This is a genomic window from Streptomyces sp. NPDC030799 (genome assembly GCF_055572255.1).
Genome location: NZ_JBVIDS010000018.1, coordinates 134,992 through 160,033 on the forward strand (window position 1 = coordinate 134,992; position 25,042 = coordinate 160,033).

A 25,042-nucleotide genomic window follows, 5' to 3' on the forward strand; every position below is an offset into this window, starting at 1 on the left:
GACACCCCCTAGCCGACCGGCACACTCAGCCGGGCGACCCTCCGTAGTCGGGCCAGGTCCCGTACGTAGGTCTGCCGTTCGCCGGTGGTGATGAGTTGGTCCCTTCGCAGCTGGGCGAGCGCCTTGTGCACGGTGTGCGTGGTGGACCCGGTGAGGGCGGCGAACTCGGCCTGGGAGAGGTTCACGTCGATGCGCACCGCGTTCCGTTCCTGCCGCCCGTACGACACCGCCAGCTCGACGAGTACGCGGGCGAGCCGGACCAGGACCGGGTATCCGCCGAACTCCAGACGCCAGCGGTCGGACCGGCGCAACCGGCCGCAGAGCAACCGGTTGAGAGCCAGTGACACCTCGGGGTTGTCGAGCAGGAAAGGCAACAGCTCGTGCCTCGGGACGACGGTGGCGACCACGTCGCCACAAGCGGTGACCGTGGCCGATCTGGGACCGAGGTCCATGGCGGCCAACTCGCCCACGACGTCCCCGGCGATCCTGATGTCCATGAGCGACGCCCGGTCTGCGTCCAGCCGGGCGGTCACCTTCACCAGCCCTTCGTGGAGCACCACGAGATCCTGTGCGTGGGTGCCCTCACTGATCAGTACGTCCCCCACCGCATAGCGGCGCCGGATGCCGAGCTGTGCGAAGGCCGCGCGCGCCCCGTCCGACAGGGTTCCGGGAAACGGCGCGCGGTCATTCGTGTTCGAGCCGTGAATCATGTGCACAGCAGAGCACTTCCCCGACGCGGCGGTGCGCGTTTCCGTCCGGCCCGCCGGTGCGCCGAACGCACTCCGGGGCGCACGGCGGCGCACAGCCGGAGCACCGCCGGGCCCGTCTCAGCGCCGGTCGGCGTTGCCGATCGCGTCGGCCACACCGCAGGACCCCAGGAGCAGCAACTGGTCCAGCAGGTCGAGGATCTCGCGCCGGCGTGCGGCCGAGGCGGCCTGGACATGAGCACGGACCAGCAGCTCGCCGATGTGGTGGGCATCGGCCGCCGCACCGCTCGCCAGGTCGGCGGAGGCCGCACCGAACACCGCGAGGAATCTCCGCACACACATCAGCACCAGGTCGTCGACCCGGTCGGGCGCATGTTCCAGAGTGATCAGCAACTGGGGCAGGGCGGACCGGAAGGCGCGGGAGTCGGTCAGCGCGGTCACCGTCCGGTGGAAGGGCCGCAGACGCCGGCCCCGCAGCGCGACGGCGACCGCGGCAGCGGCTTCCCGCACGTCCTCCTCGGGGTCGTGGAAGAACCGGACGAGTGCGTGGTGGGCCAGGGCCGCATCGCCGGTGTTCACGAGGCGCTGGGCGCACACCTCGGCGGCCCCTTGTCTGTGTGCTCCGTCGTTCCCGTGCAGCACCTTCGCCAGCAGATCCGTCATCTCCCACTCCATCGCTGCCAGGGCGGCGACCTGTCCACCGACCCGACGAACCGCTGCCACCGGGGAGTGCAGCATTCGTTCCATCACCGGTCTGCCCGCCACCGGATCCCCGTGGCACAGAGCCACGGTCAGGCGGGTCACATGCGGTGAGGCCAGAAGCTGGTCGGGGGCCTCGATGAGCACCGTGAAGGCATCGCCGACCGCAGGGCGGTCGTGGCGTATCGCGGCATGCAGGACATGGGCCACGCACGCCCGGACGGAGAGGGAGGGGTCAGCAGCCAGTCGGCGCAGGTGAGGTACCACCAGGGCGGCCCGGGACCCGTCGTCATGGACGAGCAGATCACCAAGGCTCTCGGCTGCGCTGCCCCGCACGGTGTTGATTCCCGCGGTCAGCAGGTCGCGCTCCCCGTCTGCTTCGTCCTCACCGGAAACGCCGCCGGGGTCGTCGGAGCCGAGGGCATGGCTCAGGAGTGTCTCCACCAGATCGAGAGGCGCACAGGTGAGGTACTTCCGCACCGGCCACCCCAGCCAGCGGGCGTGCTCCTGCCTGCCCTGACGCGCGAAATGGCGGATCGCCGTGAAAACGGTGTCCGGATCGCTGTGCGATTCCGCGTCACCGAGGCCGAGGAGCACCGAGGCTCCATAGGCCGGGTGCGTCCCGGCGTCCATCCGCAGAGCGAGTCGTGCGAAGCGGCCGGGGTCCGCGGCCGTCATGCTCCGGAGCACGTGGGACAGTTCCCGGGCCCCGCCGGTGAAGGTCGCCCAGTCGGTGCGGTCCTGGCTGTGTTTCCTCATGGCGCTCAGCCATTGGTCGTCGCTCATGTGCCGGGCCGCCTGTGCCGGGATGGGCGATCCGATGAACCCGCTCGTCATTGCCTGCGGCTCCGCCGGCTCTCGCATGTCGTCGTGACGTCTGCGGAGTTCGCCGAGCCGACGCGCCGCCGCCTCGGAGAGCCGGCTCTCGGGGAGCGCCGTCAGCAGCGTGAACTCGTGCCAGGGCGAAAGCTCCTCGTCCGGGGGGAGACGCAGATGGAGGAGTGCTTTCTCCAGCCGCCCCAAGGTGCCGTCGGGCAGGGCGTCACCGATGGCACGGAGGACCTCGCGGGCGCCCCACACGACATTGGCGCCGTATCCCGACAGGAGACGGTGCCGTCCCTGCAGAAGGATCTCGGCGGACCAGGGGGCGAGGGCGGGCCCCGCCTCGGTCAGCGCTTGGTAGAGGAGCCACTGCGCCGCCTCGTACGGCACGCTCGCCAGCTCTTCCACGAGCCCGCGCACGCGAGCGGCGTCTCGGGCCGCCACGATCCGCAGTGCCCTGGCCGCGCCCTGGAACAGGGCGTCGCCCAGGTCGCTGGGGGCGTCGTCGGGGTAGCGGAACGCGAAGTGCTTGTCGAGGACCGGCCAGCCGGCCTGTGGTGGGAAGGCGGTTGCGGTCATGACGCTCAGCAGCACGGGCAGAAGCCGGAGGCAGAACTCCTCGGGAGCGCCGCTCGCGGCGGCCGCCACCACACGGAGTGCCGCATGATCCCGGGTCAGCAGCACGGCGACCCTGTCCTGGTCACCGAGTCGGAGGGCGTCCGGGCGGTCCGCCAACAGCACACCGAGCAACTCGACCGCCCATGCCGGCTCTTCGGCTGCCAGGTCGCGCACCGAGAGCCAGAGGCTGCGTTCGCAGCTGGTGAAGAGGCCGGCTCGTACGCTGTCGAGCAGGAGGTCGAAGAGCTGTCGGCTGTCCGCAAGGCGGGCGAAGAGAACGGTCCGGGTCAGCCAGGAACCGTACCGGGGATCGGTGGTGTGCGGTTCCAGAAGGCGGGCCACCCGGGCGGGGAAGGTGTCGGCGGCTGCGACCATCATGCGTACGCCCCAGTCGCGTTCCCTTTCATCGGCGCCGGCCAGCCAGGTCTCGATCGCTGCCTCGTCGTCCGCGCGACGGAACCATGCCGCGGTGCTGACCGCATGCACGAGACGGTCCTGGAAGGGAGGGCGGGTGTCCAGCACCCGCGCGACGGCGCCCCACTCAGCGGCGGTGGGGGCCTCCAGGCCGCGCAGCACGGCCAAGGTCAGGTCTTTCAGGTGGTAGCGGATGCCGGGGCTGGTCAGCAGCGCCTCGACCTCCTCGGTGAACCTCTCCGGGTCCAGATCCCGCAGGTGATCGAGAACCTGCCGCACCTGTCCACGGCGGAAGAGTTCCTGCTCCCCACCGGTGAGAAAAGCGACCAGGCTCTCGTCGCGCCGGAGCCAGTCGCGCGCGAAGGCGTAGTCGAAGAAACTCTCGTGGAAGAAGGCGAGTTGCCGGCCGTCGCGGACACAGACCTGTTCGGAGACGAGCACATCGCCCGTCGGGGCGAGGTGGTCCGCGTCGAGCACACTGGGCGGTACGAACAGCCGTTGCCGAGCGCTCATGGCTGCCACTACGGCCGACACCGCCTCGTGGAAGCGCGCGTCGGGCCGGCGGCGCACGCACTCCTTCCGCTTGGTGTCCCAGAAGGCGTCGAAGAGCTGCCTGGTGGTGCAGAAGGAGAGGGCTTCCTCCTGACCGGCGACCTGTGCCAGGAGGACCAGATGCAGCGGTGACCGCAGCAACGCGCGCTGCGGCGGGTCCACCCGGGAGGCATCCATGCCCATGTGCGTGACCGCGGCGTCGACCTGGGCGTCGGAGAGCGACCCGACCGTGATGTGTGCGCAGCGCTCGGATGTGGTGAGCCGGCGGATGCGGGGATCGGCTCCGGCGTCGAATGCGCGGCACACGAGGACGACACGCATGGCAGGGTGTGCCATCGCCTCGCCCACCAGGTCGGCCACCGCGTCGAAGGTGTCCGGGATGCGTCCCGACGCGAGGCTGACTGCGTCGAGCTGGTCCACGATCAGCACACACGGCCGTCCGTCCGCCGCGGCACCGAGGGCGCCGACCGGGGACATGGTCAGGCCGATACGCCGGCCCAGCTCATGGGTCGAGGCGAAGGAGTCCAACCGGTCGAGACGGAAGGCGAGCACCGGAGTGGTTCGCTCGTCGAGCGCGGTGAAGGCCTGGTGCAGCACGGCGCTCTTCCCACCGCCCGCAGCACCCGTCAGGAGGATGAGCTGCTCGGTGCCACTCGTGACCTGCTCCACCAGCCGGTCAGCCTCTGCTCGGGGGATCGTGGGCCGGAGCAGACCACGTTCGACGCTTGCCGCCCACCGACTCGTGGCCTTGCGCACCGCGTCGGTCACCACCTCACCGTCCACCCGGCTGACCCGCCGCAGCCCGTACTGCCCCAGTCGGGCAGTAAGAGCCGAGGCGTCGAGAGTGGTTCCCGGACTGTTCAGCAGGAGGTCGCCGAGTCCGGCGGCGGCAAGCCGGCCGGGGGCTCCGGCAAGGACCTGTTCGGCCAGGACCGCGTTGGTGTTCACGACGTCCCGTTCGCTGTGCCACTCCACATGGAGCCCGCGCAGCATGCGCCAGGCCACCGCGGCCGAGCCGTAGATGTCGGCCGCGGCGAGGGCGTCGAAGGGGCCTTGGAGTTCATCCGTCAGCCACTCCGCTTCGAAGGAGGCGAAGTCGTCGGAGCGACGGGCGCGGTCGGCGAGCTCATGGAGCGCACGGGCGGGGACCAGGGAGACGAAGTGGAACGCGCGGCCTGCGTCGACGTGGAAACGCAGCTTCTTCCAGACCTCCTTGTCCCGGAGGGAGGCGACGTTCCAGCTGTTCGCGTTGCGGTTCTGCCGCTTGACCTGGTGCACCTCCGTTCCGCTGTCGTGACGGTAGACGAACTCGACGCCGTCGCCCAGGGGGCCGCCCGGCTCCACGGTGATCGACGTCCCCATGCCCAGGAGCACGTAAAGGGCGTGTCTGATCGTCCAGGCTCCCTCGTAACGGTTGCCGAACTTGTCCGCCTCGCCCCCCGGCCGCGGTGCCACCGTGCCCCCCCTGCCGTCTTCCCGGCGGCCTCGTCGTCCGCACACGTGTCATTTTTTCTGAACACAACGGACGAATCCAGGGTATTGCTCACCATTGCCGGGACCGACGCCGCCTCACCTGCTCGCCAGGCCGCCACGACCCGCCGGATCTGTCTTGCCGCCCGCAGTCGCTCGCCCCCCGACCGGCGCTCAGCGGTGGGCGGGCCGAAGCCGCTCGATGCGGTCGAGGTCACCGGCGAGCAGGTCCTCGTGGCTGATCGCGAAGTCCCCGTTGGGCAGGCTCCGCCCCCGGCTGTAGTGCCGGCCCACGACCGTGCCGGGAAGAAACGCCCGCAGGCTGTGGCGCATGGTCCGCGGATGGTCGAGGGGCACACCCCAGCCGGACGGCCCTCGGTCGGTCGACAGCAGGACCCAGTGGTCCACGGGGACTTCGGCGTCCAGGTCCGGGGGTCCTCCCGTGTGACTGTCCAGCGCGGGCAGGACCAGCCGGTCCGGGTCCAGGGGCGGGTACCAGAGCAGCAGCGGCCTGGCACGCTGCGCGTCGGCGTTGTCGAAGCAGCAGACGGCGACGGTGTGGTCGGGAAAGGAGTCGGCGTAGAAGCGCAGCAGGTCGGGGTGGAGAGCGGGGCGTCGATGGGGCGGCACCCGCTGCAGCGCGGCAGGGACGAGAGTGGGGTCGGAGGCGAGGAGCACGGTGTAGACGTCGTGCTCGAAGACCTGGACGGGCTGCGGATCCGCCCCCATCCAGGCGATGCCGTCGTCCTCGGCGTCGGCGGTCTCGACCGCGGCGACCATGCGCTGCAGGACGTCACCGCTGCGCCCGACGGAGATGAACTGCTCGGCGGTGAGCTGCCGCGTCGGCAGATGCAGCAGCATGGCGTTCGGACCGTCGGCCAGGTTGACGGCCGTGTTCTGGTACCCCATGACATGGATGAGGCCGTGCACGGGGTGGTGCTGCCGCCCGCAGTACAGGATCGTGCCGGAGAAGGCGGCCTCACCCGTCGAGATGCACATGGCTGCGCCTCACTTGAAGGGAACGGTCAGCCACGGGCTGCCGGGGTCGGACATCAGGAGCCGGTGGAGGTCGACCATGTCGGTGTACCACTCCCCGAACTCCTCGTCGTCGAAGTGCAGACAGCGTCCGAGGATGTACCCGGCGGCGAAGTCCTGCCAGGACTTGTACGACCGCGCGGAGGCCCGGCCCGCCTCGATGACGGCGGACTCGGCCTCCTGCAGTGAGCAGTACCGGGAGCCCAGCCCCCAGCGGGCCATGCCCGAGGCCCGCCCGAAGTTCCAGGCGTCCACGGAACTGACGAACCGGTTCTCGTCGAGGATCCCGTCGGCCCTGAAGCGCGCCTCGTACCGGGTGATGCGCCCGACGAGATGCTGTATCCCCTTGATCCGCGCCTCGGTCTCGGCCGCGGGGGCGGCGGGCGTGGTGGTGACCCCGTCCGGGGTGATGACGGTCTCGCCGCCCGCACGGGCCCGCAGCACCCGGGCAATCGTGTCACGCCAGTAGGCGGTGTCGACATGGCCGCCGAAGTCGCGGGCGATCGCGCGGCGCAGCCCGAGGGCGAACTCCCAGACAGGGTTGGCGCCGTCGGGGTCGAGCAGGGCACCCTGCTGTTCCTGCCATTCCTCCCGGCTGCTGACACCCCACCACTCCCGAAGTGTCTTGCGTTCGCCGGGGTAGCCGTTGCCGTGATACGCCATCGCGTTCCAGGGGAACCCGTACCGCACGACCAGCAGCGCACCGCAGGCCAGCCCCTGAGCGACACGTCCTTCCAGGGGCCCGCCGAACCTGAGCGTGCGTACCCTCGCGCGGTTCAGCGGACCCTTGGCCTGGTGCTGCGCCCACGCGGCCGAGTGCGGCGGTGCGGAGGGCAGGAACGCCTCGCACGGGCTGCCCGGATTGACCACGATCACGGGCGGATCGCTGGGCTCCCACACCCGGGCGAACCATCCGAGGCTCTGCCAGTCGAGCACCCGGTGCGGGTCCGGCACGGGCAGCATGCCCTCTGTGTACACGGCCCAGATCCGGCCGCCGGCGACCCGGGGATCGTGTCCGAAGACGGGAATGGTCCTGCTCGGTTCGGCATCCGCCCCGTCGCGCCGTATCTCGAAGTACAGACGGCTGTCGGCGAGCGTGTCGAAGTAGGCCGGCCAGTCCTCGCGCGACTTGGCCTCGAAGAGGGCCTGCTCGATGGAGGTGGGCGCAGTCCAGACGGGAAGGGGCGGGGCGGGCGGAGCCGACGGGGGTGGTGTGGAGGCCGGCGAAGCGGGCGGAGTCGGCGGATGCGGCGTCGCAGGCCCGAACCCTGCGGGTGGCGGACCGAACGACATGCTTGCCCTTTTCAACTTTTGGCCGACTGAGGCAACTTGACTGGTGTGGTCATGTTATGGGACGCGGGGTCCACGGCTTCAGCGGGGTCGGCGCTCACATCACATGATCCGTGCCGCGTGACGGCATTGTCCGGAGTCCGTGACACAGGGCTTCCTGGTAGTGCGCCGCGAGCTGAGGCGTTGCTACTGTCCCGACCGGTGTGCGGCCGACACGGCCGCCCTTGGAACAGGGGGGACGTCCCGACATGAACACTCATCGCCTCAGACCCGCCGCCATCGCGCTCGCCGCCGCAGCGCTGGCCGCGGCGCTCACCGGTTGCCAGGGGGACGATTCCGCCGCTGGAGCCGAGGGCTCGCCGAGCGCCGTCGCCACGGCGAGCCAGGCGCCCGGCACGTCCGGCACGTCCGGCACGTCCGGCGGCAAGGGTGGGGCCACGGGGGGCACCGGAGGGTCGGGAGGCGCGGGTTCCACGGCGACCGCGTCGCCGGGTGCGGCGGGTGCGACAGGTGCCGGAACGCCTGCGGCGAAGCCTGCCGCCAAGGCCCCCGGCTCGGTCAAGACCACCACGCCGGCCACCGGCTGCGCCGACAAGGCGCCGGACCCGGACCATGTCGACCCCGACGAGATCGCCGTCTACCGCGTCGAGGAACTCCCCGCCGGCACCGGGAAGGTGAACCTCGTCATTCAGCACGGGGCGTGGGGATGCCCCGGCACGGACTCCGACGGGACGCCGTTCGTCGTCACCGGCGAGGACAGCCGCTGGGCCCTCGACCAGGCCGCGTACGTCACCGCCACCAACCCCATCGTCGCCGGCAGCAAGAACCAGCGCATCGGCGTGCAGGAGCTGATCGACTGGATCAAGGCGCACCCCGACTCCGGCCTGGTGTTCAAGTACGCGACCGGCGACGACGGCGCCATCCACAGCCTGGAGCAGGTCTACACGCCGTAACCACTGGACTGGTCGGCCCCAAAAACGGTCAGGGCCGGTTTCGGAATCCTCCGAAACCGGCCCTGATCTGCGACTCTCACAAGTCGGGACGACAGGATTTGAACCTGCGACCCCTTGACCCCCAGTCAAGTGCGCTACCAAGCTGCGCCACGTCCCGTTGCGTTCCCACGCGGGGTGTCCCGTGTGATCACGCAGGTCAACCCTACCGCACCTGTGCGGGTGCCCGTGCCGTCCCCGGCGTGGCGGGGGTCGTCGTACGGCCGGGGCGGCGGGCCGGGACGAGGAGGGCGGCGCCCACCGCGGCCAGGCAGAGGAGGGCGAGCAGGGCCCAGCCGTGGGTGTAGCCGGAGCCGTAGGGCAAACCGGAGGGCTGCAGGTGGCCGGTGACCAGGACGCTGGTGCCGGGCGTCATGACCCGCCTACTTGATCAGCGCGTTCGCCACCACCACGATCACCCCGAGCAGCGCGTCCCCGGCTCCCATGAGCACGGCCATCGGCCACCGCCGCGCCGACCAGCGGGCGGTGAGCAGGCCGAGCGCGAAGAGGATCACGATGTTGAGGACGAACGCCGCGTACTCGACGCCCTTCGCGGGGAACCACCCCAGCCGCGCGCCCCCGAGCAGGAGGACCGTGGGCAGTACGGCCGTGACCAGCGGCCACTCGTCCCGCACCGCACGCAGCGCCTCCCAGCGGCGGTGCGGGGCGCGCTCGGCGATGTAGTGGGCGTACCCGTGGGCGAGGGCGGAGGCGAGCGCGGTCACCAGCACCCAGGCGGCGTCGTAGCCACGGACCTTGGCGGACGTGTGCCCGTACTGGGTGAGCGCCGCCACCATCGAGCTGGCGAGGACGGCGCCGTACACCCCGCCGAACAGGACGGCCTCGCGGGTGTCGTGCTGCCGGGGCGGTGCCTCGTCGGACGCCGTGGGGTCAGCCATGTTCCCCACGATCACCCGTGCCGCGCCCGCCCGCCAGTCCGCGCGGACCGACGAAGTGTCCCCCCACCAGCCCCGATGCCCCACACACTGTCGGCCGCCGGGGGTGCGTGACCCTGGTTAGGGTCGCCGTATGACGCACAGCTTCGCGCTCCACATCCCCGACGCCGCCCTCGAACCCGAGCCCCTCGACCCGGAGCAGATCGTCTCCGGGAACCCGGAGGTCACCGGGAAGGTGGTCTGGGAGTCTCCGGACGGCCGGCAGATCCGCGGCATCTGGCAGATCACGCCGGGCGTGGTCACCGACACGGAGGCGGACGAACTGTTCGTGGTGATCAGCGGTTCGGCGACGATCGAGGTCGCGGACGGGCCGACCCTGAAGGTGGGGCCGGGCGACATGGCGGTGCTGCGCGCGGGCGACCGTACGACGTGGACCGTGCACGAGACACTGCGCAAGGCGTACGCCATCAACCTCTGAGTGCGTCGCGGGGCGGCGCCGTCGTCCCGCGGATCTCCAGCGTCGGTACGGCGAGATGGACGCGTCCCTCGCCGTCCGGCCGCTCGAACCGGTCGAGCAGGCAGCGGGCGGCGCGCCGCCCGATCTCGTACGGCGCGGTGTCGACCGTGGTCAGCCAGACGTGCCGCAGCCGGGAGATGCTGGTGTTGTCGTAACCGGCCACGGAGAGGTCGCCCGGCACGCTGAGGCCCAGCTCCCCGGCCGCCGACAGGGCACCCACCGACGCCATGTCGTTGACGGCGAAGAGCGCCGTCGGCCGCTCCCTGCGGCTGAGCAGCCGTACGGTCCCCCGGTAGCCGCCCTCCTCGGTCAGATCACCCGGCTCGACGACCGGTTCGGCGCCGTGCGCCCGCATCGCCGCCTCGAAGCCCTGCCTGCGCAGTGCGCCGACCGCGCCGTGGCCCGCGAGATGGGCGATCCGGCGGTGGCCGAGGGCGAGCAGGTGCTCGGTGGCGAGCCGGGCCCCGTGGACGTCGTCGCCGGCGACGACGTCCACGCCCTCCGGCCGCGGCTCACGGGCACCCGCCACGACCACCGGCATCCGCCGCGCGAGCGCGCCGAGACCGCCCGCGTCGGGGACCGTGCCGACGATCACCAGCCCGTCGACGCCGAGGTCCAGGAACGGTTCGGCCAGGTCGTGCCCCATCCGCCGGTTCAGCCGGGCGTCGGCGAGCAGCATGTGCAGACCGGCGGCGTGCAGAGGTGCGTTGAGACCGTCGAGGAGGTCGACGAACCAGGGATTGCGCAGGTCGTCCAGGAGGACGCCGACCGTGCGGGTGCGCTGTTCGCTCAGGCTGCGGGCGGCCGCGTTGGGCCGGTAGCCCAAATCACGCACGGCACGCAGCACGGACTCCCGCTTCTCGGGGCTGACCGGTCCCGAGCCGCGCAGCACCAGCGAGACCAGCGACTTGGACACTCCTGCCCGTTCGGCCACGTCACGGATCGTCGGCGGTCTCATGACATGGACCGTTCCATGCGGCGTGGCGCTCTGTCAAAGGGTTGACACCCTGGCCATGTCCGCACAAAGGTGGCTCGGACAGAACATGGACCGGTCCAAACATGTGTCGTGAAGGGGCTGTCATGGTGGACGAGCTGGGTGTCGCCGTCATCGGGTTCGGCTGGATGGGCCGGGTGCACACCCAGGCGTACGCCCGTCTCCCGCACCACTATCCGCAGCTGCCGCTGCGGCCCCGGCTGGTCACGGTCGCCGAGGAGGTGCCGGGGCGGGCCGAGGAGGCCGCCGAGCGGTTCGGTTTCGCCACCGCGACCCGCGACTGGCGCGACGTGGCCGCCGACCCGCGGGTGCGGGCCGTCAGCATCACCGCCCCGAACTTCCTGCACCGGGAGATCGGTGTGGCGATGGCCGAGGCGGGCAAGCACATCTGGATCGAGAAGCCGGTCGGGCTGACCGCCGAGGACGCCCGAGCGGTCGCCGACGCCGTCGCCAAGGCCGGGGTGCAGGGCGCCGTCGGGTTCAACTACCGCAACGCGCCCGCCGTCGAGGCCGCCCGCGACCTGATCGCCTCCGGTGGCCTCGGCACCGTCACGCATGTGCGCATCCGGCTGTTCAGCGACTATGCGGCCCATCCGGACGGCGCTCTGACCTGGCGGTACGAGCGGGCGCGCGGCGGCAGCGGGGTGCTCGGCGACCTGGCCTCACACGGCGCCGACCTGGCCCGCTTCCTGCTCGGCGACATCACCTCGCTCGCCGCCGACACCGCCGTCTTCGTCCCGGAGCGCGCCCGGCCGGCCGGTGCCACCGCCGGCCACGCCCTCGCGTCCGGCGGCGAACCCGGGCCGGTCGAGAACGAGGACTATGTCAACTGCCTGCTGCGCTTCGCCTCCGGCGCGCGCGGGGTCCTGGAGGCGTGCCGGGTCTCGGTAGGCGAGCAGAACAACTACGGCTTCGAGGTGCACGGCACGAAGGGGGCGGTGTTCTGGGACTTCCGGCGGATGAACGAGCTGGCGGTGAGCCGGGGTTCGACGTACCAGGACCAGCCGGTGAGCACGGTGTACGTCGGGCCGGGAGCGGGTGAGTTCGCGGCGTTCCAGCCCGGGGCGGGCAATGCGATGGGGTACGACGATCTGAAGGTGATCGAGGCGTACCGGTTCGTACGGTCCGTGGCCGAGGGGGTGCCGTACGGGGCCACGCCGGCGGATGCGGTGCGGAGTGCGGCCGTGCTGGAGGCGATGCTGCGGTCGGCCCAGGAGGGGGCCTGGGTGTCCGTCGGGGCCGGCTGAGTGCGCGGGCGCATCCGCCGCGCTGTGCCGTCATGCGTCTGCAGGTCCGTCGTGGCTTGTCGCGCCCACGCGGCGGCAGCCGCAGATCAACAGAGCCCCGGGTCCCTTGGGGGCGCGCCACACGTGAGCAACTCCTCGACACCCGCAACCAACGCCTCCACCACCGGGCCGGGCGGAATGTCGGCTCCCCCGCTCGTGCGGGCCAGGAGGGGCAGCTCCACCTGCACTCCGCCCAGGCGGGTCAGGTTGACCGGGTTTCCGGGATGCATGCCGCGCAGGCCGGGCGGGATCGCCGTCGGGTCCGTGACGGCCCGGAAGTCCGGGGCTGTGGCGGTGAGCGCCTCGGCGAGGACGTGGGCCGCGGTGCGGTTGCGGCCCCCGAGGAAGATCGTGTGCGGCGTCTCGGGGCGCAGGTGGCCGTGCAGGGAGACCGTGAGGGAGACCCTGGCCAGGAACTCCCGCAGCAGTGCGCAGTGCTCGGGCCCCAGGCGCGGGGACGGGATGTGCACGGGAGGCCGTACCCGGGGCTGGGTGAAGACGAGGCTGGTGGCGGCGCAGCGACGGGCCACCAGCTCGGCGAGCTGGGCCGTGCCCCCTTCGTTGCTGCCGTGCAGGGCGAGCAGCCCGATGCCGCCGCGGCCCGGTACGAGGGTCGCGACCATCGGGACGCCCTCGATCTCCACCTCTTCCGTGCGTGTCATCGCTTCCCCTCAGCGGTCCGTCGGCGCGGGCATGTTGTACGGCGTGACGACCTGGATCGCCGACGGGAGCAGTGGGCCGGCGGGCGGCAGGGCGCCGTGGTGGCGCATGACCGCGTGACAGGCCTCGCGCAGGTCGTGCCGCAGGTCGTGGTGGAGTACGGCGGACAGCCGGTGCTCGCGCAGCAGCCGGGTGTTGTCCCGGTCGAGGTCGTGGGCGATGAACACCGCGCACTCCCGGCCGAGGTCGGCGAAGGCGCGCAGGGTCGCGTTGTTGCCGCCGCCGATGGAGTACACGGCCCGGATCTCCGGATCGCGTTCCAGGGCGGCGCGGACCAGGTCGTACTGGGTGGCGTCCAGGCCCTGGCCCTCGGTGATCTCCACCAGGGTGCGCTGCGGGTGCCGGGCCCGCATGACGCTTCTGAAGCCCATCTCGCGCTCCTCCTCGTTGCGGAAGAAGCCGCTGCTGAGGCTGGTGAGGACATTGCCGGGCCGGTCTTTGAGCCACTGGCCCGTCAGATAGGCGGCGGTGGCGCCGGCGGCCCGGTTGTCGCTGCCGACGTAGCCGAGCCGGCCGCTGGCCGGCAGGTCGGTGACCAGGGTGACGACCGGGATGCCGGCCGCGGTGAGCCGGCCCACGGCGGCGGTGACCTCGGGGACGTCCGGGGCCTTGAGGATCACACCCTGGGAGCCGCGCCGGGCGATCCGGTCCAGCGTCCTGACCTGCTCGGCGGCCGGTCCCGTCTCGCGGAAGTGGAAGCGGGAGCGGACCACCGCCGGGTGCAGGGACGGCAGTTCGGCCTCCAGGGCGGCGCGCACGGCGGTGCTGAACCGCTCGGGCGCCTGCACCACGATGTCGACCATGAAGGTACGGCCGACCAGCCGCACCTGGGTGCGCTGCCGGTCGAGGTCGGCGATGGCCCGGCGCACCTCCTGCGCGGTGCTCTCGCGCACCCCTCCCCTGCCGTTCAGCACACGGTCCACGGTGGCCTCGCTGAGGCCCGCCTGACGTGCGATCTCCCGGATGGGGAACGGGTGGCCCATGGCCGGACTCCTTGAGGGGTTTTTGATGGCTGCCTGCTGGTTGTTCGAGGGGTTTGTACTGACAAGAATGACAGGGCTGCGCCGCTCCGGTGACCGAAAGAGGGACACCGATGTCGCGTCGGCGCAGCCGGACGTGCTGCGGCGGGTGGTGCGCGAGGAGTGGACCCCGCGGCGGCTCCGTGCGGAGCTGCGGGCCGGCACCGAACGGCGCGAGAGCCGAGGAAGGACAGGTCGGGTCATGGGATTTCGCGACGGACTTCTTCCGGGAAGGATCGTGCTGGTCAACGGCGGCAGCCAGGGCGCGGGGGCCGCGATCGCGCGGGCGGCCGTTCGGGAGGGCGCCGTCGTGGCGGTCACCGGCCGCCGTACGGAACCGGGTGAGGCGCTGGTGGCCGAGCCGGCGGGGGCCGGGGGCAAGGCGATGTTCGTACGCGCCGATCCGGCGGACGCCGATCGGGCCAGGTCGGCGGTCGCCGAGGTGGTGGACGGCTTCGGCCGGATCGACTGTCTGGTGAACTCGGCGGGGCTGACCTCCCGGGGCGCACTGCTGGGCACGACGCCGGAGCTGTTCGACGCGCACGTCGCGATCAACCTCAAGGGCCGTTCTTCGCCGTGCAGGCGGCGGTCGCCGACATGGTGGCCCGCGAGGCGTCCGGCACGATCGTCGACGTCATCACCTCGTCGGCGCACGGCGGCCGGCCGTTCCTGGCACCGTACGCCGTCGCCAAGGCGGGCCTCATGGGCCTCACGTGCAACGCGGCGCACGCCCACCGCTGGGACCGGATCCGGATCAGCGGCCTGAACATCGGCTGGACCGCGAACAGGCTGGGCCAACCGGACGAGATCGCCGACTTCGTGGTGTTCCTGCTGTCCGACCGGTCCGGCGTGGTCACCGGGTCGGTGATCGACTGGGACCAGAACGTCCTCGGCGCCCTCGACTGACCTCCCTCCGCACCCCACGCACTCAAGGAGCAGCATGCGTATCGGAATCCTCGGCCTCGGCCGCATCGGCGCCTTCCACGCCGAGACCCTCTCCGCACTGGACGCCGTCGAGTCGCTCGTCGTCGCCGATCCGTTCGCGGACGCCGCCAAGGCCGCCGCCGAGCGGTTCGGCGCCGAGGTCGCGGACTCCCCGGCGGCGCTGCTGGCGGCCGGGGTGGACGGCCTGGTCGTCGCGGCGGCCACCGACGCCCACCCGGAGCTGATCCGGGCCGGGGTCGAGGCCGGCGTCCCCGTGTTCTGCGAGAAGCCGGTGGCCCGCACCATGGCGGAGGGCGTGCAGGTGCTGAACGCCGTACGGGACAGCGGTGTGCCGATCCAGATCGGCTACAACCGGCGCTTCGACGCCGGCTTCACCGCCGCTCGGGCCGCCGTCCGGGCGGGCGAGCTGGGCACGCTGCACACGGTCCGCTCCACGACCCTGGACCCGGCGCCGCCGCCCGCCGCGTACATCGCCGCGTCCGGGGGCATCTTCCGGGACTGTTCCGTGCACGACTTCGACATCATCCGCTGGGTGACGGGCCGTGAGGTCACCGAGGTGTACGCGGTCGGCGGCAACCGCGGCGCCGACTACATCAGGGCGGCGGGTGACGCCGACACCACCGGCGCGGTCCTCACCCTGGACGACGGCACCATCGCGGTGGTCTCCAACTCACGCCACAACGCCCGGGGTTACGACGTCCGCATGGAGCTCCACGGCTTCACGGACTCGATCGCGGTCGGCCTGGACGACAAGCTCCCGCTGCGCTCGGTCGAACCCGGCGTGACCTTCCCGGCCGGCACGCCGCACGACTTCTTCATGGACCGCTTCACGGACGCCTACCGCGCCGAACTCACCGCGTTCACCGAGGTCGTGGCCGGCACCCGCCCCTCCCCCTGCACCGTCGAGGACGCCCTGGAGGCGGGCTGGATCGCCGAGGCCTGCACCCTGTCCCTGCACGAGCACCGGCCGGTGACACTCGCGGAGGTCCGGAAGGCCTGAGAGCCGGCCTTCGGGAAAGCGGTCCGGTGAGGGCAGCGGAGCCACTACGGTGCGCCTGTGACAGCACCCACGAGCGAGCAGCCCTCCCAACTCGGCCTGCTGGACCTGTCCGTCGACCTGTCCGTGCCCGAGGTCTACTCGGGCGCGGACTTCACCGTGTACCTCCACATCAAGAATCCCTTCGCCGTGCCGGTGTGGGTCAAGTCGGTGGAGTTGAGCCTGCCCACGCAGCTGCACTGGCGGTCCCCCGAGGCGGAGACGCGGAAGGCGGGCCGCGACCGGCGCGTCCAGGCCGAGCGCAGCACGCTGGAGGAGGTGATCGAGAGCCGCCACCGGCGGGTCCTTGAGATCACCCAGGAACTGAGCAGGCTTCCGGCCGACGCGCAGGAGCAGACGTCACGCCTGCTGGGGGTCATGCGGGCCCTCCTCGACGAGAACAGCCGCGATCTCGATCTGATGACGGGGCAGGAGAGCGCGCGCGTGCAGGCCGAGGCGCGCGCGGTGGTCAACGTGCACAGCCCACGGGCGAGGAACCTCAATGTCGAGGCGGCCGGGGATTCCGTGGTCAACGTGTACGACATCCGTTCCGCGCACCCGCAGGAGCCGGAGCCGGAGCGGGTCCCCCTCACCGGCTCCCTGCCACCGGGGGCCGCCCTGGAACCGGGCTGCACCGATGTCCAGACCATCCGCCTCGGTACCCGCAGGACCCCCTTCTTCCTCCCCGCGAAGTACCACCTGCAACTGACCGTCATCTACACCATGGAGCCGCCGCAGGGCACCGCCGAGCGGGCCGCTCCGGACGCCGCTCACCAGCGGGTCTTCTCCAACACGACCTCCTTCACCGTGCCGGTCAAGGCCGCGCTGTGGAAGGTGATGCTGGGCGGTGTGACCGGGGGTGCCGTCGGCAGCGTCGGCAGGGCCCTGCAGCAGGCGCAGGCGCCGGGCGCGCTGGTGGAGGCGGCCCATCTCGGCCCCACCATCGGTGCACTGATGCTGGCGGTCATCCTGAGCGGGGCCGCCATCATCTTCTCGGCGCGGAAGTCCGACGCCCAGTCCTTCGTCACGGTGGAGGACTTCTGGGGCGGGCTGCTGGTCGGCTTTCTGATCGGATATTCGGGAACGGCGGCCTTCTCGGACGTCACGCGGATGAAGCTCTGAGCGGGCACGGCGCCGGCGCGGGTGCCGTGCCGCTCGTCTCAGCCGCAGTACCGGATCAGCCACTCGTCCGCGTTGTACGCGTCCCGCGCCGGGTCCGGCAGCGTCGCCGGCTTCGTTTCCACGGTGTCCTGCGGGCGTATCCGCTCGGGCAGGGTGCCGAAGCGGATGTGGCGCAGCGTGGCCGCGTCCTCCTGGGGCGTCGGGCCGGGTTCCGTACCGTGTGCCATCTCGTCCTCCCGTCGTCGCGGGCGTCCCCCGTCGTCAGTCGGAACGCCCGCGTGTCCCGGTTGGTTCCCGGACCGGAAAGCCGTGAACCCTCAGGCCCCGCACGACCTCAGGAACCTGCGCGTCCGCACCGCGATGGGCAGCGGCTTGTCCGGCTCGCACGGGTACATGTCCTGCTCGACGATCGCGAACAGTTCCGCCCCGAGTCGCTGCGCGGCTTCCAGGACCGGCCCCAACTCCGGCACACCGGAAGGAGGTTCGCACATCACCCCGCGCTGTACCGCCGGCCCGAAGGGCACCCCGCCCGCGACCACGTCGGCGAGGATGTCCGGGTCGACCTGCTTGAGGTGCAGATAGCCGATGCGCTCGCCGTAGGTCTCGATGAGCTTGACGCTGTCCCCGCCGCAGTAGGCGTAGTGCCCGGTGTCCAGGCAGAGGTTGACCAGTGCGGAGTCGGTCGAGTCCAGGAAGCGTTCGACGTGCTCCTCGGTGTCGATGTGGGTGTCGGCGTGCGGGTGGACCACGATGTCGAGGCCGTAGGTGTCCTTGACCTCGTGGCCGAGCCGTTCCATGCCCTTGGTGAGGTGCGCCCACTGTTCGGCGGTCAGCTCGGGCGGCTCCAGGATCTCGGCGGTCTTGTCGTCCCGCCAGAAGGAGGGGATGACGACGAGGTGCCGGGCGCCCATCGCCCGGGTGAGCGCGGCGACCTGGCCGACGTGCGCCCAGGTGTCCTCCCAGACGGACGGGCCGCGGTGCAGGCCGGTGAAGACCGTGCCCGCCGAGACCTTCAGGTTCCGCCGGGCCACCTCGTCCCGCAGGCGCGCGGGGTCGGTGGGGAGGTAGCCGTAGGGCCCGAGTTCGATCCAGTCGTAGCCGGCCTGGGAGACCTCGTCGAGGAAGCGTTCCCAGGGCACCTGCCGTGGGTCGTCGGGGAACCAGACGCCCCAGGAGTCGGGGGCCGAGCCGATCCGGATCCGGTCCAGCGGGGTGGGGGTGGCCATGGTCAGGGGGTTCCTTCCGGGGAGGGCGCGACGGGTGCGGTCAGGTCGCTCTCTTCGGGGAGTTCCTCGGTGTCGACACCGCGTACCTGGGCGAGTTCGTGTTTGAGGGCGGCGAGTTCGGCGCCGCCGGCCATGTGGTTGGTCAGCTCCTCCAGGCCGACCTCGCTGCGGTCGGCGGACAGCTCCAGGGTGCCCAGGCGCAGGACGCTGAAGTGGTCGCCGACCATGTAGGCGTGGTGGGGGTTGTGGGTGATGAAGATGACGCCGAGGCCGCGGTCGCGGGCGGCGGCGATGTACTTCAGGACCACGCCGGACTGTTTGACGCCGAGGGCGGCGGTGGGCTCGTCCAGGATGAGGACGCGCGCGCCGAAATAGACGGCGCGGGCGATGGCCACGCACTGGCGCTGGCCGCCGGACAGGGTGCCGATGGGCTGTTCGAGGTCGTCCAGAACGATGCCCATGTTGCGCAGTTCCTGGTCGGCGGTGGCCTTCATGCGGGCGATGTCCAGGCGGCGGACGGGCCAGGGGCCGCGGGTCATCTCCGAGCCGAGGAAGAAGTTGCGCCACACCGGCATCAGCGGCACGGTGGCGAGGTCCTGGTAGACGGTGGCGATGCCCTTGTCGAGTGCCTCGCGCGGGCTGGAGAAGCGGACCGGCCGGCCGTCGACCAGGAAGTCGCCCTCGGTGTGCTGGTGCAGCCCGGAGATGATCTTGATGAGAGTGGACTTGCCGGCGCCGTTGTCGCCGAGGACGCAGGTCACCTTACGGGCGTGGACGGTGAGGTCGACGCCGTGCAGGGCGCGGATGTTGCCGTAGGACTTGCCCGCCTGGCGCAGCTCGACGAGGGGGCCGTCCCCGGCGGGCGGCGTGTCCTGGAGAACGGCACCGTGGGTCTTGTTGTCGGTCATCGCGTTACCTCCGGGTCGCCGTGCGCTGGACCCACAGATTGATCAGGACGGCGCCGAGCAGCATCACGCCGAGGAAGGCCTTGAACCAGTCGGGGTTCCATCCGGCGTAGACGATGCCCTGGTTGACCATGCCGAACATGAACGCTCCGAAGACCGGGCCGATCGCGGAGCCGTAGCCGCCGGTGAGCAGACAGCCGCCGATCACCGCCGCGGCGATGTAGATCAGCTCGTTGCTCACGCCCTCGCCGGACTGCACGGTGTTGAAGGAGAACAGGTTGTGCATGCCGACGAACCAGGCGCCGAGACCGACCAGCATGAACAGCGTGATCTTGGTGAAGTTCACCGGGACACCGACCGCCCGCGCGGACTCCTTGTTGCCGCCGACCGCGAAGATCCAGTTGCCGTACTTGGTGCGCAGCAGCACCCAGGTGGCCAGGGCCGCGAAGACCAGCCACCACACGATCGTGATCTTCACCTGCACCCCGCCCACGTCGAAGGACGATGCGAAGATCTTCTTCGCCTGGGCGAAGCCGTCCATGTCGCTGATGTCGTCGGTGGCGACATTGCCGGTGACCCATTTCGTCACGGCCAGGTTCACGCCTTGCAGGATCAGGAAGGTGCCGAGCGTGATGAGGAAGCTCGGCAGGCCGGTCCTGACCACCATCCAGCCGTTGAACGCACCGATGGCCAGGGACACGACCAGGGCCACGATCACGCCGGTCCACACGTTCAGCGTCAGCTGGTAGCTGAGCATGCTCGCGGTCAGCGCCGAGGAGATCACCGCGACGCCGGAGGACAGGTCGAACTCGCCGCCGATCATCAGCAGGGCGACCGGCAGGGCCATGATCCCGATCGTCGAGGACTGGTAGAGGATCGTGGCCATGGAGCTGCCCTGGCGGACCGAGGGCGCGGCGATCAGGAAGAAGACGAGTACGGCGGCGGCACCGAGGAAGACGCCCACCTCGGGCCGGGCCAGCAGCCGCAGGGCCAGCGGGCGCCGGACCGTACGGCCGTCGGTCTGCTTCGGACCGGATCCCGACGGCGCGGTCACCGCCGGCTCAGCCTGCCGGGCCATGCTCATCACCGGGTCCCCTTCGCGGCGAACTCGGCGACCTTGTCGACGTTGGACTTGTCGACGAAGGCCGGGCCGGTCAGCACCGGCTGGACCCCGCCGCCGCTGTAGTTGCCGTTGTTCTTGTAGAGCCACAGCGCGTCGACCGCGAGGTAGCCCTGGAGGTAGGGCTGCTGGTCGACGGCGAACTCGATCGAGCCGTTCTGGACGGCCTTCACCAGGTCCTTGTTCAGGTCGAAGGTGGCCACCTCGGCCTTGCTGCCCGCGTCGCCCACCGCCTGCGTGGCCGTCAGGGCGAAGGGGGCGCCCAGGGTGACGACCGTGTCGATGGAGTTGTCCTGCTTCAGCTTGGCCGTGATGGTCGACTTCACGGACGGCATGTCGGTGCCGTTCACATACAGCGTCTCAGTGGTGCCCTTGAACGTCTTCTTCACGCCGTCGCAGCGCTGGGTGAGGCCCACGTTGCCCTGCTCCTGGACGACACAGACGATCTTCTTGGCGCCGGTGGTGTTCAGCTTGTCGCCGAACGCCTCGCCCGCCACGCTCTCGTCCTGCCCGAAGAACTCCAGCAGGCCGAGCTTCTTCCAGTCGCTCAGTCCGGAGTTCAGGCCCACCACCGGTATGCCGGCGTGCTCCGCCTTGCCGATGACGTTCTTCATCGCGTCCGGCTTGGCCAAGGTGACCGCGACGCCGTCGACGTTCTGGTCGATCGCGTTCTGCACCAGGTTCGCCTGATTGCCGGCGTTGGGATCGGCCGAGTAGATGAGCTTGACGTTGTCCTTGGCGGCGGCCGCCTCGGCGCCCTTGCGGACGGTGTCCCAGAAGGTGTCGCCGGGTGCCTGGTGCGTGACCAGTGCGACGGTCATGCGCGGGGTGTCGGCGCGGCCCGCCGAGGCGTTCTGCGCCGCCTCCTCGGCCTTCTTGCCGCCGTGCGCGCTTGCGCAGCCGGCGAGGGTCAGGGCTGCCGCGGCGGCCACCGCCACGACGGGGGCCAGTCTCCGGGAGCGGGAGGGAGAAGAGCGGTCCATCTTTCCTGCACCTCACTGTGCGTGCGACGGGGGGAAGGGACGCTGTTGCGTTGGGACGCGATCCAAGTCCTTGGCGAGCCCGCTGTCAATACTTTGTTAAGACATCATTTCACAAGCAGGTCCGAATGTAAGTACAAATCACTGGGCGCCCCACCCCGACCTGCACCCGGGAGGCATGAGCCCAGTACACCGCACCCCGCAGCGAACGGCACCGGGTCACGTTTCAGGCAAGAGACACCCCTTCGCGATCCGGCCTATTGACTCATGAGCGGACATGGGGCTGTCATTACGCCCACGATGTTCGGTCGAGTTGGTTTCTGATCGGTTTCGAAGACCTTTCGTTGATCAACTCATCCCCTTGACCGAGCCCTGTATTCCTCAGGAGCCGCCATGCGCCTCTCCCCCTCCGGCCTTTCCGTCCCGGGTCCCAGCCGTCGTTCGGTCCTGCGCGGAGCAGGCAGTGCCGCCCTGCTCGCCGGGGCCGGTACATCCCTGCTGTCCGCCTGCTCGGGCAGCGGTTCCGCCTCCGACCCGAAGACCGTCACGGTCGGCTCCAACGCCTCGGACGCCGTGCCGAAGGCGGCGTTCGAGAGCGTCTACGCGGCCTTCAAGAAGCAGTCCGGCATCACGGTCGACGTGAACACGAAGGACCACAACACCTTCCAGGAGCAGATCAACTCCTATCTGCAGGGCACGCCGGACGACGTGTTCAACTGGTTCGCCGGGTACCGCATGCAGTTCTTCGCGGCGAAGGGTCTGGCCTCGCCCGTCGACGACGTGTGGCAGAAGATCGGGGACAATTTCCCGGACGCGATGAAGAAGCTCAGCAAGGGCGAGGACGGCAAGTACTACTTCGTGCCGCTGACGACGTACCCCTGGGCGGTCTTCTACCGCAGGAGCGTCTTCGCACAGCACGGCTACAAGGTCCCCGCCACCTGGGACGAACTCGTCGCCCTGTGCAAGCAGATGAAGAAGGACGGCCTGATCCCGCTCGCCTTCGGCGACAAGGACGCCTGGCCCGCGATGGGCACCTTCGACCAGATCAACTTCCGGCTGAACGGCTACGACTTCCACGTGCAGCTGATGGCGGGCAAGGCGTCCTGGACCGACGCCAAGGTGAAGGCCGTCTTCGACCACTGGAGCGAGATCCTGCCCTACCACCAGGACGGCTTCATGGGCCGCACCTGGCAGGACGCGGCGCAGACGCTGGTCGCGAAGAAGGCCGGCATGTACCTCCTCGGCTCCTTCGTGGCCCAGCAGTTCACGAACAAGGCCGACCTGGACGACCTCGACTTCTTCCCCTTCCCGGAGATCAACTCCGCGTACGGCCAGGACACGGTCGAGGCGCCGACCGACGGCTTCATGGTCAGCAAGTCCCCGAAGAACCACGCGGGTGTCGTGAAGCTGCTGGAGTACCTGGGCTCCCCGGCGGCCGAGGAGCAGTACCTCAAGGGCGACCCGAGCGTGGTGGCCGCCTCCGGCAAGGCCTCCACCTCCTCGTACTCGGCGCTGCAGAAGAAGGCGTTCGAGATGATCGGCAAAGCCAAGAGCCTCACCCAGTTCATGGACCGCGACTCCCGGCCCGACTTCACCTCCACGGTGATGCAGCCGGGCCTGCAGAAGTTCCTGCAGAACCCCAAGGAAGTGGACAGTCTGCTGTCGTCCGTCGAGCGCCAGAAGAAGCAGATCTTCGCGTCCCAGTGAGCGGCCCGATGACGACCGACATGACGACGAAGTCCCCGGAGGCGGCCGCCGTGCCCCCTCCGGGGCCCACGCCCGGGAAGAAACAGGTCACGCGGGGCCACCGGCGCCTGCTCACCCGCCGTGACCGGGGCACCCTCGCGCTGATGGCGGGCGTGCCGACGATCCTGCACGTGACCCTGGTCTGGGTCACCGCCATCGCGTCCGTCTTCCTCGCCTTCACCACCTGGGACGGCATCGGGTTCGACTCGATCAAGTGGGTGGGCCTGGACAACTTCCGGCAACTCTTCCACGACAACCCGCAGTTCTGGCCCGCCGTCCAGCACAACGTCATCTGGTTCGTCGTACTGATCCTGATCCCCACGCCGTTCGGCCTGTTCCTGGCCGTGCAGCTGGACAAGCGGATCCGCTTCAGCCGGGTCTACCAGACCGCGTTCTTCCTGCCGGTCGTCATCTCGATGGCCTGCATCGGATTCGTCTGGCAGCTGGTCTACAACCCGGACACCGGCCTGATCAACAGCATCATCGGCGCCAACAAGCCGGGCCACTACATCGACTGGATCGGCGACCCGCACCTCAATCTGTGGGCGGTCCTCATCGCCGCGTCCTGGCGGCACACCGGCTACATGATGATCCTGTACCTGGCCGGCCTGAAGAGCGTCGACCCGTCCCTGCGGGAGGCGTCGGCGCTGGACGGCGCGAACGAGTGGCAGACGTTCAAGAGCGTCATCTTCCCCACTCTGCGCCCGACCAACACGGTCGTCCTGGTCGTCACGATCATCGAGGCGCTGCGCGCCTTCGACCTGGTCTTCGTCTTCAACAAGGGGGCGCAGGGCACGGAGTTGCTGTCGATCCTGGTCACCAACAACATCATCGGCGAGTCCAGCCGCATCGGTTACGGCTCGGCGATCGCCGTCGTCCTGCTGGTGATCTCCCTCGCGGTGATCATCCCGTATCTGATCGCCACCTTCCGGAAGGAGCGGCGCGCATGAGCAGCACCACGGTGCCGGTGAAGCGGCGCGCTCCGATCCGGCCGGCCCGCGTCCTGCTGCACGTCTTCCTCGCCGGTACGGCGCTGGCCTGGCTGGCGCCGCTGCTGTGGGCGGTCTTCTCGGCGCTGCGGCCCTACAGCGAGACCAGCGCCCGGGGTTATGTGTCCTGGCCGCACACGCTGGACTTCGACAACTTCAAGAACGCGTTCGTGCAGTCGGACATGCTGCACTACTTCGGCAACACGCTGCTCATCGCGGTGCCGGCCGTGCTGCTGACCCTGTTCCTGTCCTCGTGTGTCGCGTTCTACGTCAGCCGCTTCGACTTCCGCCTGAACCTCGCCCTCCTGCTGGTCTTCACGGCCGGCAACCTGCTCCCGCAGCAGGTCGTCATCACCCCGCTGTACCGGCTGTACCTGCTGACCGACCTGCCGGGGATCACGCAGAGCGGCAAGCTGTACGACTCCGCGCTGGGCCTGGTCCTCATCCATGTGGCGTTCCAGTCGGGGTTCTGCGCGTTCGTGCTGAGCAACTACATGCGCTCGCTGCCGCACGAGCTGACCGAGGCCGCGCTGGTCGACGGCGCCTCGGTGTGGCGGCTGTACTGGCAGATCACCCTGCCGCTGTGCAAGCCGGCGATGGCGGCGCTGGCGACCCTGCTGTCGATCTGGATCTACAACGACTTCTTCTGGGCGCTGGTGCTGATCTCGACGGGCCAGAACATGCCGATCACCTCGGCGCTGAACAACCTCTCCGGCCAGTACTTCACCGACCCCAACCTGGTCGCGGCGGGCTCCCTGCTGACCGCGATCCCCACCCTGGTGGTCTACTTCGCACTCCAGCGCCAGTTCGTCAGCGGCCTCACCCTGGGGGCGAACAAGGGCTGAGACCCCGGGACGGCGACGTCGCGCCGCCCGCGAGCCACGGCTCACGGGCGGCGAGTCGGGCTCTGCCGGACTCCTCCGGCCGATCGGTCACCGTGCGGTG

At 70.3% G+C, this 25,042-nt stretch carries 21 protein-coding genes, 1 tRNA gene and 2 pseudogenes; 9 read left to right on the plus strand and 15 right to left on the minus strand.

Annotated elements, in window-relative coordinates; genetic code table 11:
• Window positions 1-8: 8 nt before the first annotated feature.
• The 4 genes from ACZ41I_RS36740 to ACZ41I_RS36755 all read right to left on the minus strand — a co-directional run bounded on the left by ACZ41I_RS36740 (window position 9) and on the right by ACZ41I_RS36755 (window position 7,610).
• Window positions 9-710: a Crp/Fnr family transcriptional regulator gene (locus ACZ41I_RS36740; RefSeq protein ID WP_399765486.1), complete on the minus strand. Its 702-nt coding sequence runs from the start codon at window positions 708-710 to the stop codon at window positions 9-11.
• A gap of 117 nt (window positions 711-827) precedes the next feature.
• On the minus strand, window positions 828-5,267 hold the full coding sequence (locus tag ACZ41I_RS36745) for an NACHT domain-containing protein (RefSeq protein ID WP_468516190.1): 4,440 nt from the start codon (window positions 5,265-5,267) through the stop codon (window positions 828-830).
• A 189-nt stretch (window positions 5,268-5,456) separates the two neighbouring features.
• Window positions 5,457-6,281 (minus strand): hypothetical protein, encoded by an 825-nt coding sequence (locus ACZ41I_RS36750; protein ID WP_468516191.1) that lies wholly within the window; start codon window positions 6,279-6,281, stop codon window positions 5,457-5,459.
• Window positions 6,282-6,290: 9 nt separating this feature from the next.
• A complete protein-coding gene (locus tag ACZ41I_RS36755) occupies window positions 6,291-7,610 on the minus strand; it encodes a DUF1266 domain-containing protein (RefSeq protein ID WP_468516192.1) in 1,320 nt (439 codons plus the stop codon).
• Window positions 7,611-7,855: 245 nt separating this feature from the next.
• Between ACZ41I_RS36755 and ACZ41I_RS36760 the strand changes: the two genes are divergently transcribed.
• Window positions 7,856-8,560, plus strand: a complete 705-nt coding sequence (locus ACZ41I_RS36760; protein WP_468516193.1) for a hypothetical protein — start codon at window positions 7,856-7,858, stop codon at window positions 8,558-8,560.
• A gap of 83 nt (window positions 8,561-8,643) precedes the next feature.
• Here the strand turns inward: ACZ41I_RS36760 and ACZ41I_RS36765 are convergent.
• The 3 genes and pseudogenes from ACZ41I_RS36765 to ACZ41I_RS36775 all read right to left on the minus strand — a co-directional run bounded on the left by ACZ41I_RS36765 (window position 8,644) and on the right by ACZ41I_RS36775 (window position 9,495).
• Window positions 8,644-8,717: transfer RNA gene (locus ACZ41I_RS36765), tRNA-Pro, on the minus strand.
• 45 nt (window positions 8,718-8,762) lie between these two features.
• Window positions 8,763-8,960, minus strand: a pseudogene (locus ACZ41I_RS36770) (MFS transporter); the annotation flags it as partial.
• 19 nt (window positions 8,961-8,979) lie between these two features.
• Window positions 8,980-9,495: a hypothetical protein gene (locus ACZ41I_RS36775; RefSeq protein WP_468516194.1), complete on the minus strand. Its 516-nt coding sequence runs from the start codon at window positions 9,493-9,495 to the stop codon at window positions 8,980-8,982.
• Window positions 9,496-9,625: 130 nt separating this feature from the next.
• On the opposite strand from ACZ41I_RS36775, the gene ACZ41I_RS36780 reads away from it, so the two are divergent.
• The gene (locus ACZ41I_RS36780) at window positions 9,626-9,970 is read left to right on the plus strand and encodes a cupin domain-containing protein (RefSeq protein WP_363217397.1); all 345 of its coding nucleotides are present in this window, start codon (window positions 9,626-9,628) and stop codon (window positions 9,968-9,970) included.
• Here the strand turns inward: ACZ41I_RS36780 and ACZ41I_RS36785 are convergent.
• Window positions 9,960-10,967, minus strand: coding sequence for a LacI family DNA-binding transcriptional regulator (locus ACZ41I_RS36785; protein WP_468516195.1), 1,008 nt, complete (start codon window positions 10,965-10,967; stop codon window positions 9,960-9,962). The two genes, ACZ41I_RS36780 and ACZ41I_RS36785, sit on opposite strands and share 11 nt — an antisense overlap.
• 122 nt (window positions 10,968-11,089) lie before the next feature.
• Between ACZ41I_RS36785 and ACZ41I_RS36790 the strand changes: the two genes are divergently transcribed.
• The gene (locus tag ACZ41I_RS36790; protein WP_468516196.1) at window positions 11,090-12,250 is read left to right on the plus strand and encodes a Gfo/Idh/MocA family protein; all 1,161 of its coding nucleotides are present in this window, start codon (window positions 11,090-11,092) and stop codon (window positions 12,248-12,250) included.
• Between the two features lie 86 nt (window positions 12,251-12,336).
• Here ACZ41I_RS36790 and ACZ41I_RS36795 read toward each other — a convergent pair whose 3' ends face one another.
• Together ACZ41I_RS36795 and ACZ41I_RS36800 are read right to left on the minus strand one after the other, a co-directional pair.
• The gene (locus ACZ41I_RS36795; protein WP_468516197.1) at window positions 12,337-12,951 is read right to left on the minus strand and encodes a poly-gamma-glutamate hydrolase family protein; all 615 of its coding nucleotides are present in this window, start codon (window positions 12,949-12,951) and stop codon (window positions 12,337-12,339) included.
• Between the two features lie 9 nt (window positions 12,952-12,960).
• Entirely contained in the window at window positions 12,961-13,992 is a 1,032-nt protein-coding gene (locus ACZ41I_RS36800; RefSeq protein ID WP_363217401.1) for a LacI family DNA-binding transcriptional regulator, read from the minus strand.
• Between the two features lie 238 nt (window positions 13,993-14,230).
• Here ACZ41I_RS36800 and ACZ41I_RS36805 point away from each other — a divergent pair.
• From ACZ41I_RS36805 to ACZ41I_RS36815, 3 genes and pseudogenes are all read left to right on the plus strand, one after another.
• A pseudogene (locus tag ACZ41I_RS36805) lies at window positions 14,231-14,934 on the plus strand (oxidoreductase).
• Between the two features lie 34 nt (window positions 14,935-14,968).
• Complete coding sequence (locus ACZ41I_RS36810; RefSeq protein ID WP_399765513.1) at window positions 14,969-15,973, plus strand: Gfo/Idh/MocA family protein; 1,005 nt, start codon at window positions 14,969-14,971, stop codon at window positions 15,971-15,973.
• Window positions 15,974-16,030: 57 nt separating this feature from the next.
• Window positions 16,031-17,131, plus strand: coding sequence for a hypothetical protein (locus ACZ41I_RS36815; protein WP_363217404.1), 1,101 nt, complete (start codon window positions 16,031-16,033; stop codon window positions 17,129-17,131).
• A 38-nt stretch (window positions 17,132-17,169) separates the two neighbouring features.
• Here the strand turns inward: ACZ41I_RS36815 and ACZ41I_RS36820 are convergent, their stop codons facing one another.
• The 5 genes from ACZ41I_RS36820 to ACZ41I_RS36840 form a co-directional block, all read right to left on the minus strand.
• Window positions 17,170-17,358, minus strand: coding sequence for a hypothetical protein (locus ACZ41I_RS36820; protein WP_363217405.1), 189 nt, complete (start codon window positions 17,356-17,358; stop codon window positions 17,170-17,172).
• A 90-nt stretch (window positions 17,359-17,448) separates the two neighbouring features.
• A complete protein-coding gene (locus tag ACZ41I_RS36825) occupies window positions 17,449-18,357 on the minus strand; it encodes a sugar phosphate isomerase/epimerase family protein (protein WP_468318949.1) in 909 nt (302 codons plus the stop codon).
• Between the two features lie 2 nt (window positions 18,358-18,359).
• Window positions 18,360-19,265, minus strand: a complete 906-nt coding sequence (locus ACZ41I_RS36830; protein WP_399765520.1) for an ATP-binding cassette domain-containing protein — start codon at window positions 19,263-19,265, stop codon at window positions 18,360-18,362.
• A 4-nt stretch (window positions 19,266-19,269) separates the two neighbouring features.
• Window positions 19,270-20,346, minus strand: coding sequence for an ABC transporter permease (locus ACZ41I_RS36835; protein ID WP_399765523.1), 1,077 nt, complete (start codon window positions 20,344-20,346; stop codon window positions 19,270-19,272).
• Complete coding sequence (locus ACZ41I_RS36840; RefSeq protein WP_363217409.1) at window positions 20,346-21,365, minus strand: substrate-binding domain-containing protein; 1,020 nt, start codon at window positions 21,363-21,365, stop codon at window positions 20,346-20,348. The genes ACZ41I_RS36835 and ACZ41I_RS36840 overlap by 1 nt, the downstream gene beginning before the upstream one ends.
• A gap of 390 nt (window positions 21,366-21,755) precedes the next feature.
• On the opposite strand from ACZ41I_RS36840, the gene ACZ41I_RS36845 reads away from it, so the two are divergent.
• From ACZ41I_RS36845 to ACZ41I_RS36855, 3 genes are read left to right on the plus strand one after another with little or no spacing between them, the layout of a single operon-like run.
• Window positions 21,756-23,069: an ABC transporter substrate-binding protein gene (locus ACZ41I_RS36845; RefSeq protein ID WP_468516198.1), complete on the plus strand. Its 1,314-nt coding sequence runs from the start codon at window positions 21,756-21,758 to the stop codon at window positions 23,067-23,069.
• An 8-nt stretch (window positions 23,070-23,077) separates the two neighbouring features.
• On the plus strand, window positions 23,078-24,058 hold the full coding sequence (locus ACZ41I_RS36850) for a carbohydrate ABC transporter permease (protein ID WP_468516199.1): 981 nt from the start codon (window positions 23,078-23,080) through the stop codon (window positions 24,056-24,058).
• Window positions 24,055-24,942 (plus strand): carbohydrate ABC transporter permease, encoded by an 888-nt coding sequence (locus ACZ41I_RS36855; protein ID WP_363217412.1) that lies wholly within the window; start codon window positions 24,055-24,057, stop codon window positions 24,940-24,942. The genes ACZ41I_RS36850 and ACZ41I_RS36855 overlap by 4 nt, the downstream gene beginning before the upstream one ends.
• Window positions 24,943-25,042: the final 100 nt, after the last annotated feature.

Excerpts from the sequence above, each read along its gene's own strand:
- ACZ41I_RS36740 (WP_399765486.1), bottom strand. The coding sequence starts at position 710 with ATGATTCACGGCTCGAACACGAATGACCGCGCGCCGTTTCCCGGAACC.
- ACZ41I_RS36750 (WP_468516191.1), bottom strand. The coding sequence starts at position 6,281 with ATGTGCATCTCGACGGGTGAGGCCGCCTTCTCCGGCACGATCCTGTAC.
- ACZ41I_RS36755 (WP_468516192.1), bottom strand. The coding sequence starts at position 7,610 with ATGTCGTTCGGTCCGCCACCCGCAGGGTTCGGGCCTGCGACGCCGCAT.
- ACZ41I_RS36760 (WP_468516193.1), top strand. The coding sequence starts at position 7,856 with ATGAACACTCATCGCCTCAGACCCGCCGCCATCGCGCTCGCCGCCGCA.
- ACZ41I_RS36775 (WP_468516194.1), bottom strand. The coding sequence starts at position 9,495 with ATGGCTGACCCCACGGCGTCCGACGAGGCACCGCCCCGGCAGCACGAC.
- ACZ41I_RS36780 (WP_363217397.1), top strand. The coding sequence starts at position 9,626 with ATGACGCACAGCTTCGCGCTCCACATCCCCGACGCCGCCCTCGAACCC.
- ACZ41I_RS36785 (WP_468516195.1), bottom strand. The coding sequence starts at position 10,967 with ATGAGACCGCCGACGATCCGTGACGTGGCCGAACGGGCAGGAGTGTCC.
- ACZ41I_RS36790 (WP_468516196.1), top strand. The coding sequence starts at position 11,090 with ATGGTGGACGAGCTGGGTGTCGCCGTCATCGGGTTCGGCTGGATGGGC.
- ACZ41I_RS36795 (WP_468516197.1), bottom strand. The coding sequence starts at position 12,951 with ATGACACGCACGGAAGAGGTGGAGATCGAGGGCGTCCCGATGGTCGCG.
- ACZ41I_RS36800 (WP_363217401.1), bottom strand. The coding sequence starts at position 13,992 with ATGGGCCACCCGTTCCCCATCCGGGAGATCGCACGTCAGGCGGGCCTC.
- ACZ41I_RS36810 (WP_399765513.1), top strand. The coding sequence starts at position 14,969 with ATGCGTATCGGAATCCTCGGCCTCGGCCGCATCGGCGCCTTCCACGCC.
- ACZ41I_RS36820 (WP_363217405.1), bottom strand. The coding sequence starts at position 17,358 with ATGGCACACGGTACGGAACCCGGCCCGACGCCCCAGGAGGACGCGGCC.
- ACZ41I_RS36825 (WP_468318949.1), bottom strand. The coding sequence starts at position 18,357 with ATGGCCACCCCCACCCCGCTGGACCGGATCCGGATCGGCTCGGCCCCC.
- ACZ41I_RS36830 (WP_399765520.1), bottom strand. The coding sequence starts at position 19,265 with ATGACCGACAACAAGACCCACGGTGCCGTTCTCCAGGACACGCCGCCC.
- ACZ41I_RS36835 (WP_399765523.1), bottom strand. The coding sequence starts at position 20,346 with ATGAGCATGGCCCGGCAGGCTGAGCCGGCGGTGACCGCGCCGTCGGGA.
- ACZ41I_RS36840 (WP_363217409.1), bottom strand. The coding sequence starts at position 21,365 with ATGGACCGCTCTTCTCCCTCCCGCTCCCGGAGACTGGCCCCCGTCGTG.
- ACZ41I_RS36845 (WP_468516198.1), top strand. The coding sequence starts at position 21,756 with ATGCGCCTCTCCCCCTCCGGCCTTTCCGTCCCGGGTCCCAGCCGTCGT.
- ACZ41I_RS36850 (WP_468516199.1), top strand. The coding sequence starts at position 23,078 with ATGACGACCGACATGACGACGAAGTCCCCGGAGGCGGCCGCCGTGCCC.
- ACZ41I_RS36855 (WP_363217412.1), top strand. The coding sequence starts at position 24,055 with ATGAGCAGCACCACGGTGCCGGTGAAGCGGCGCGCTCCGATCCGGCCG.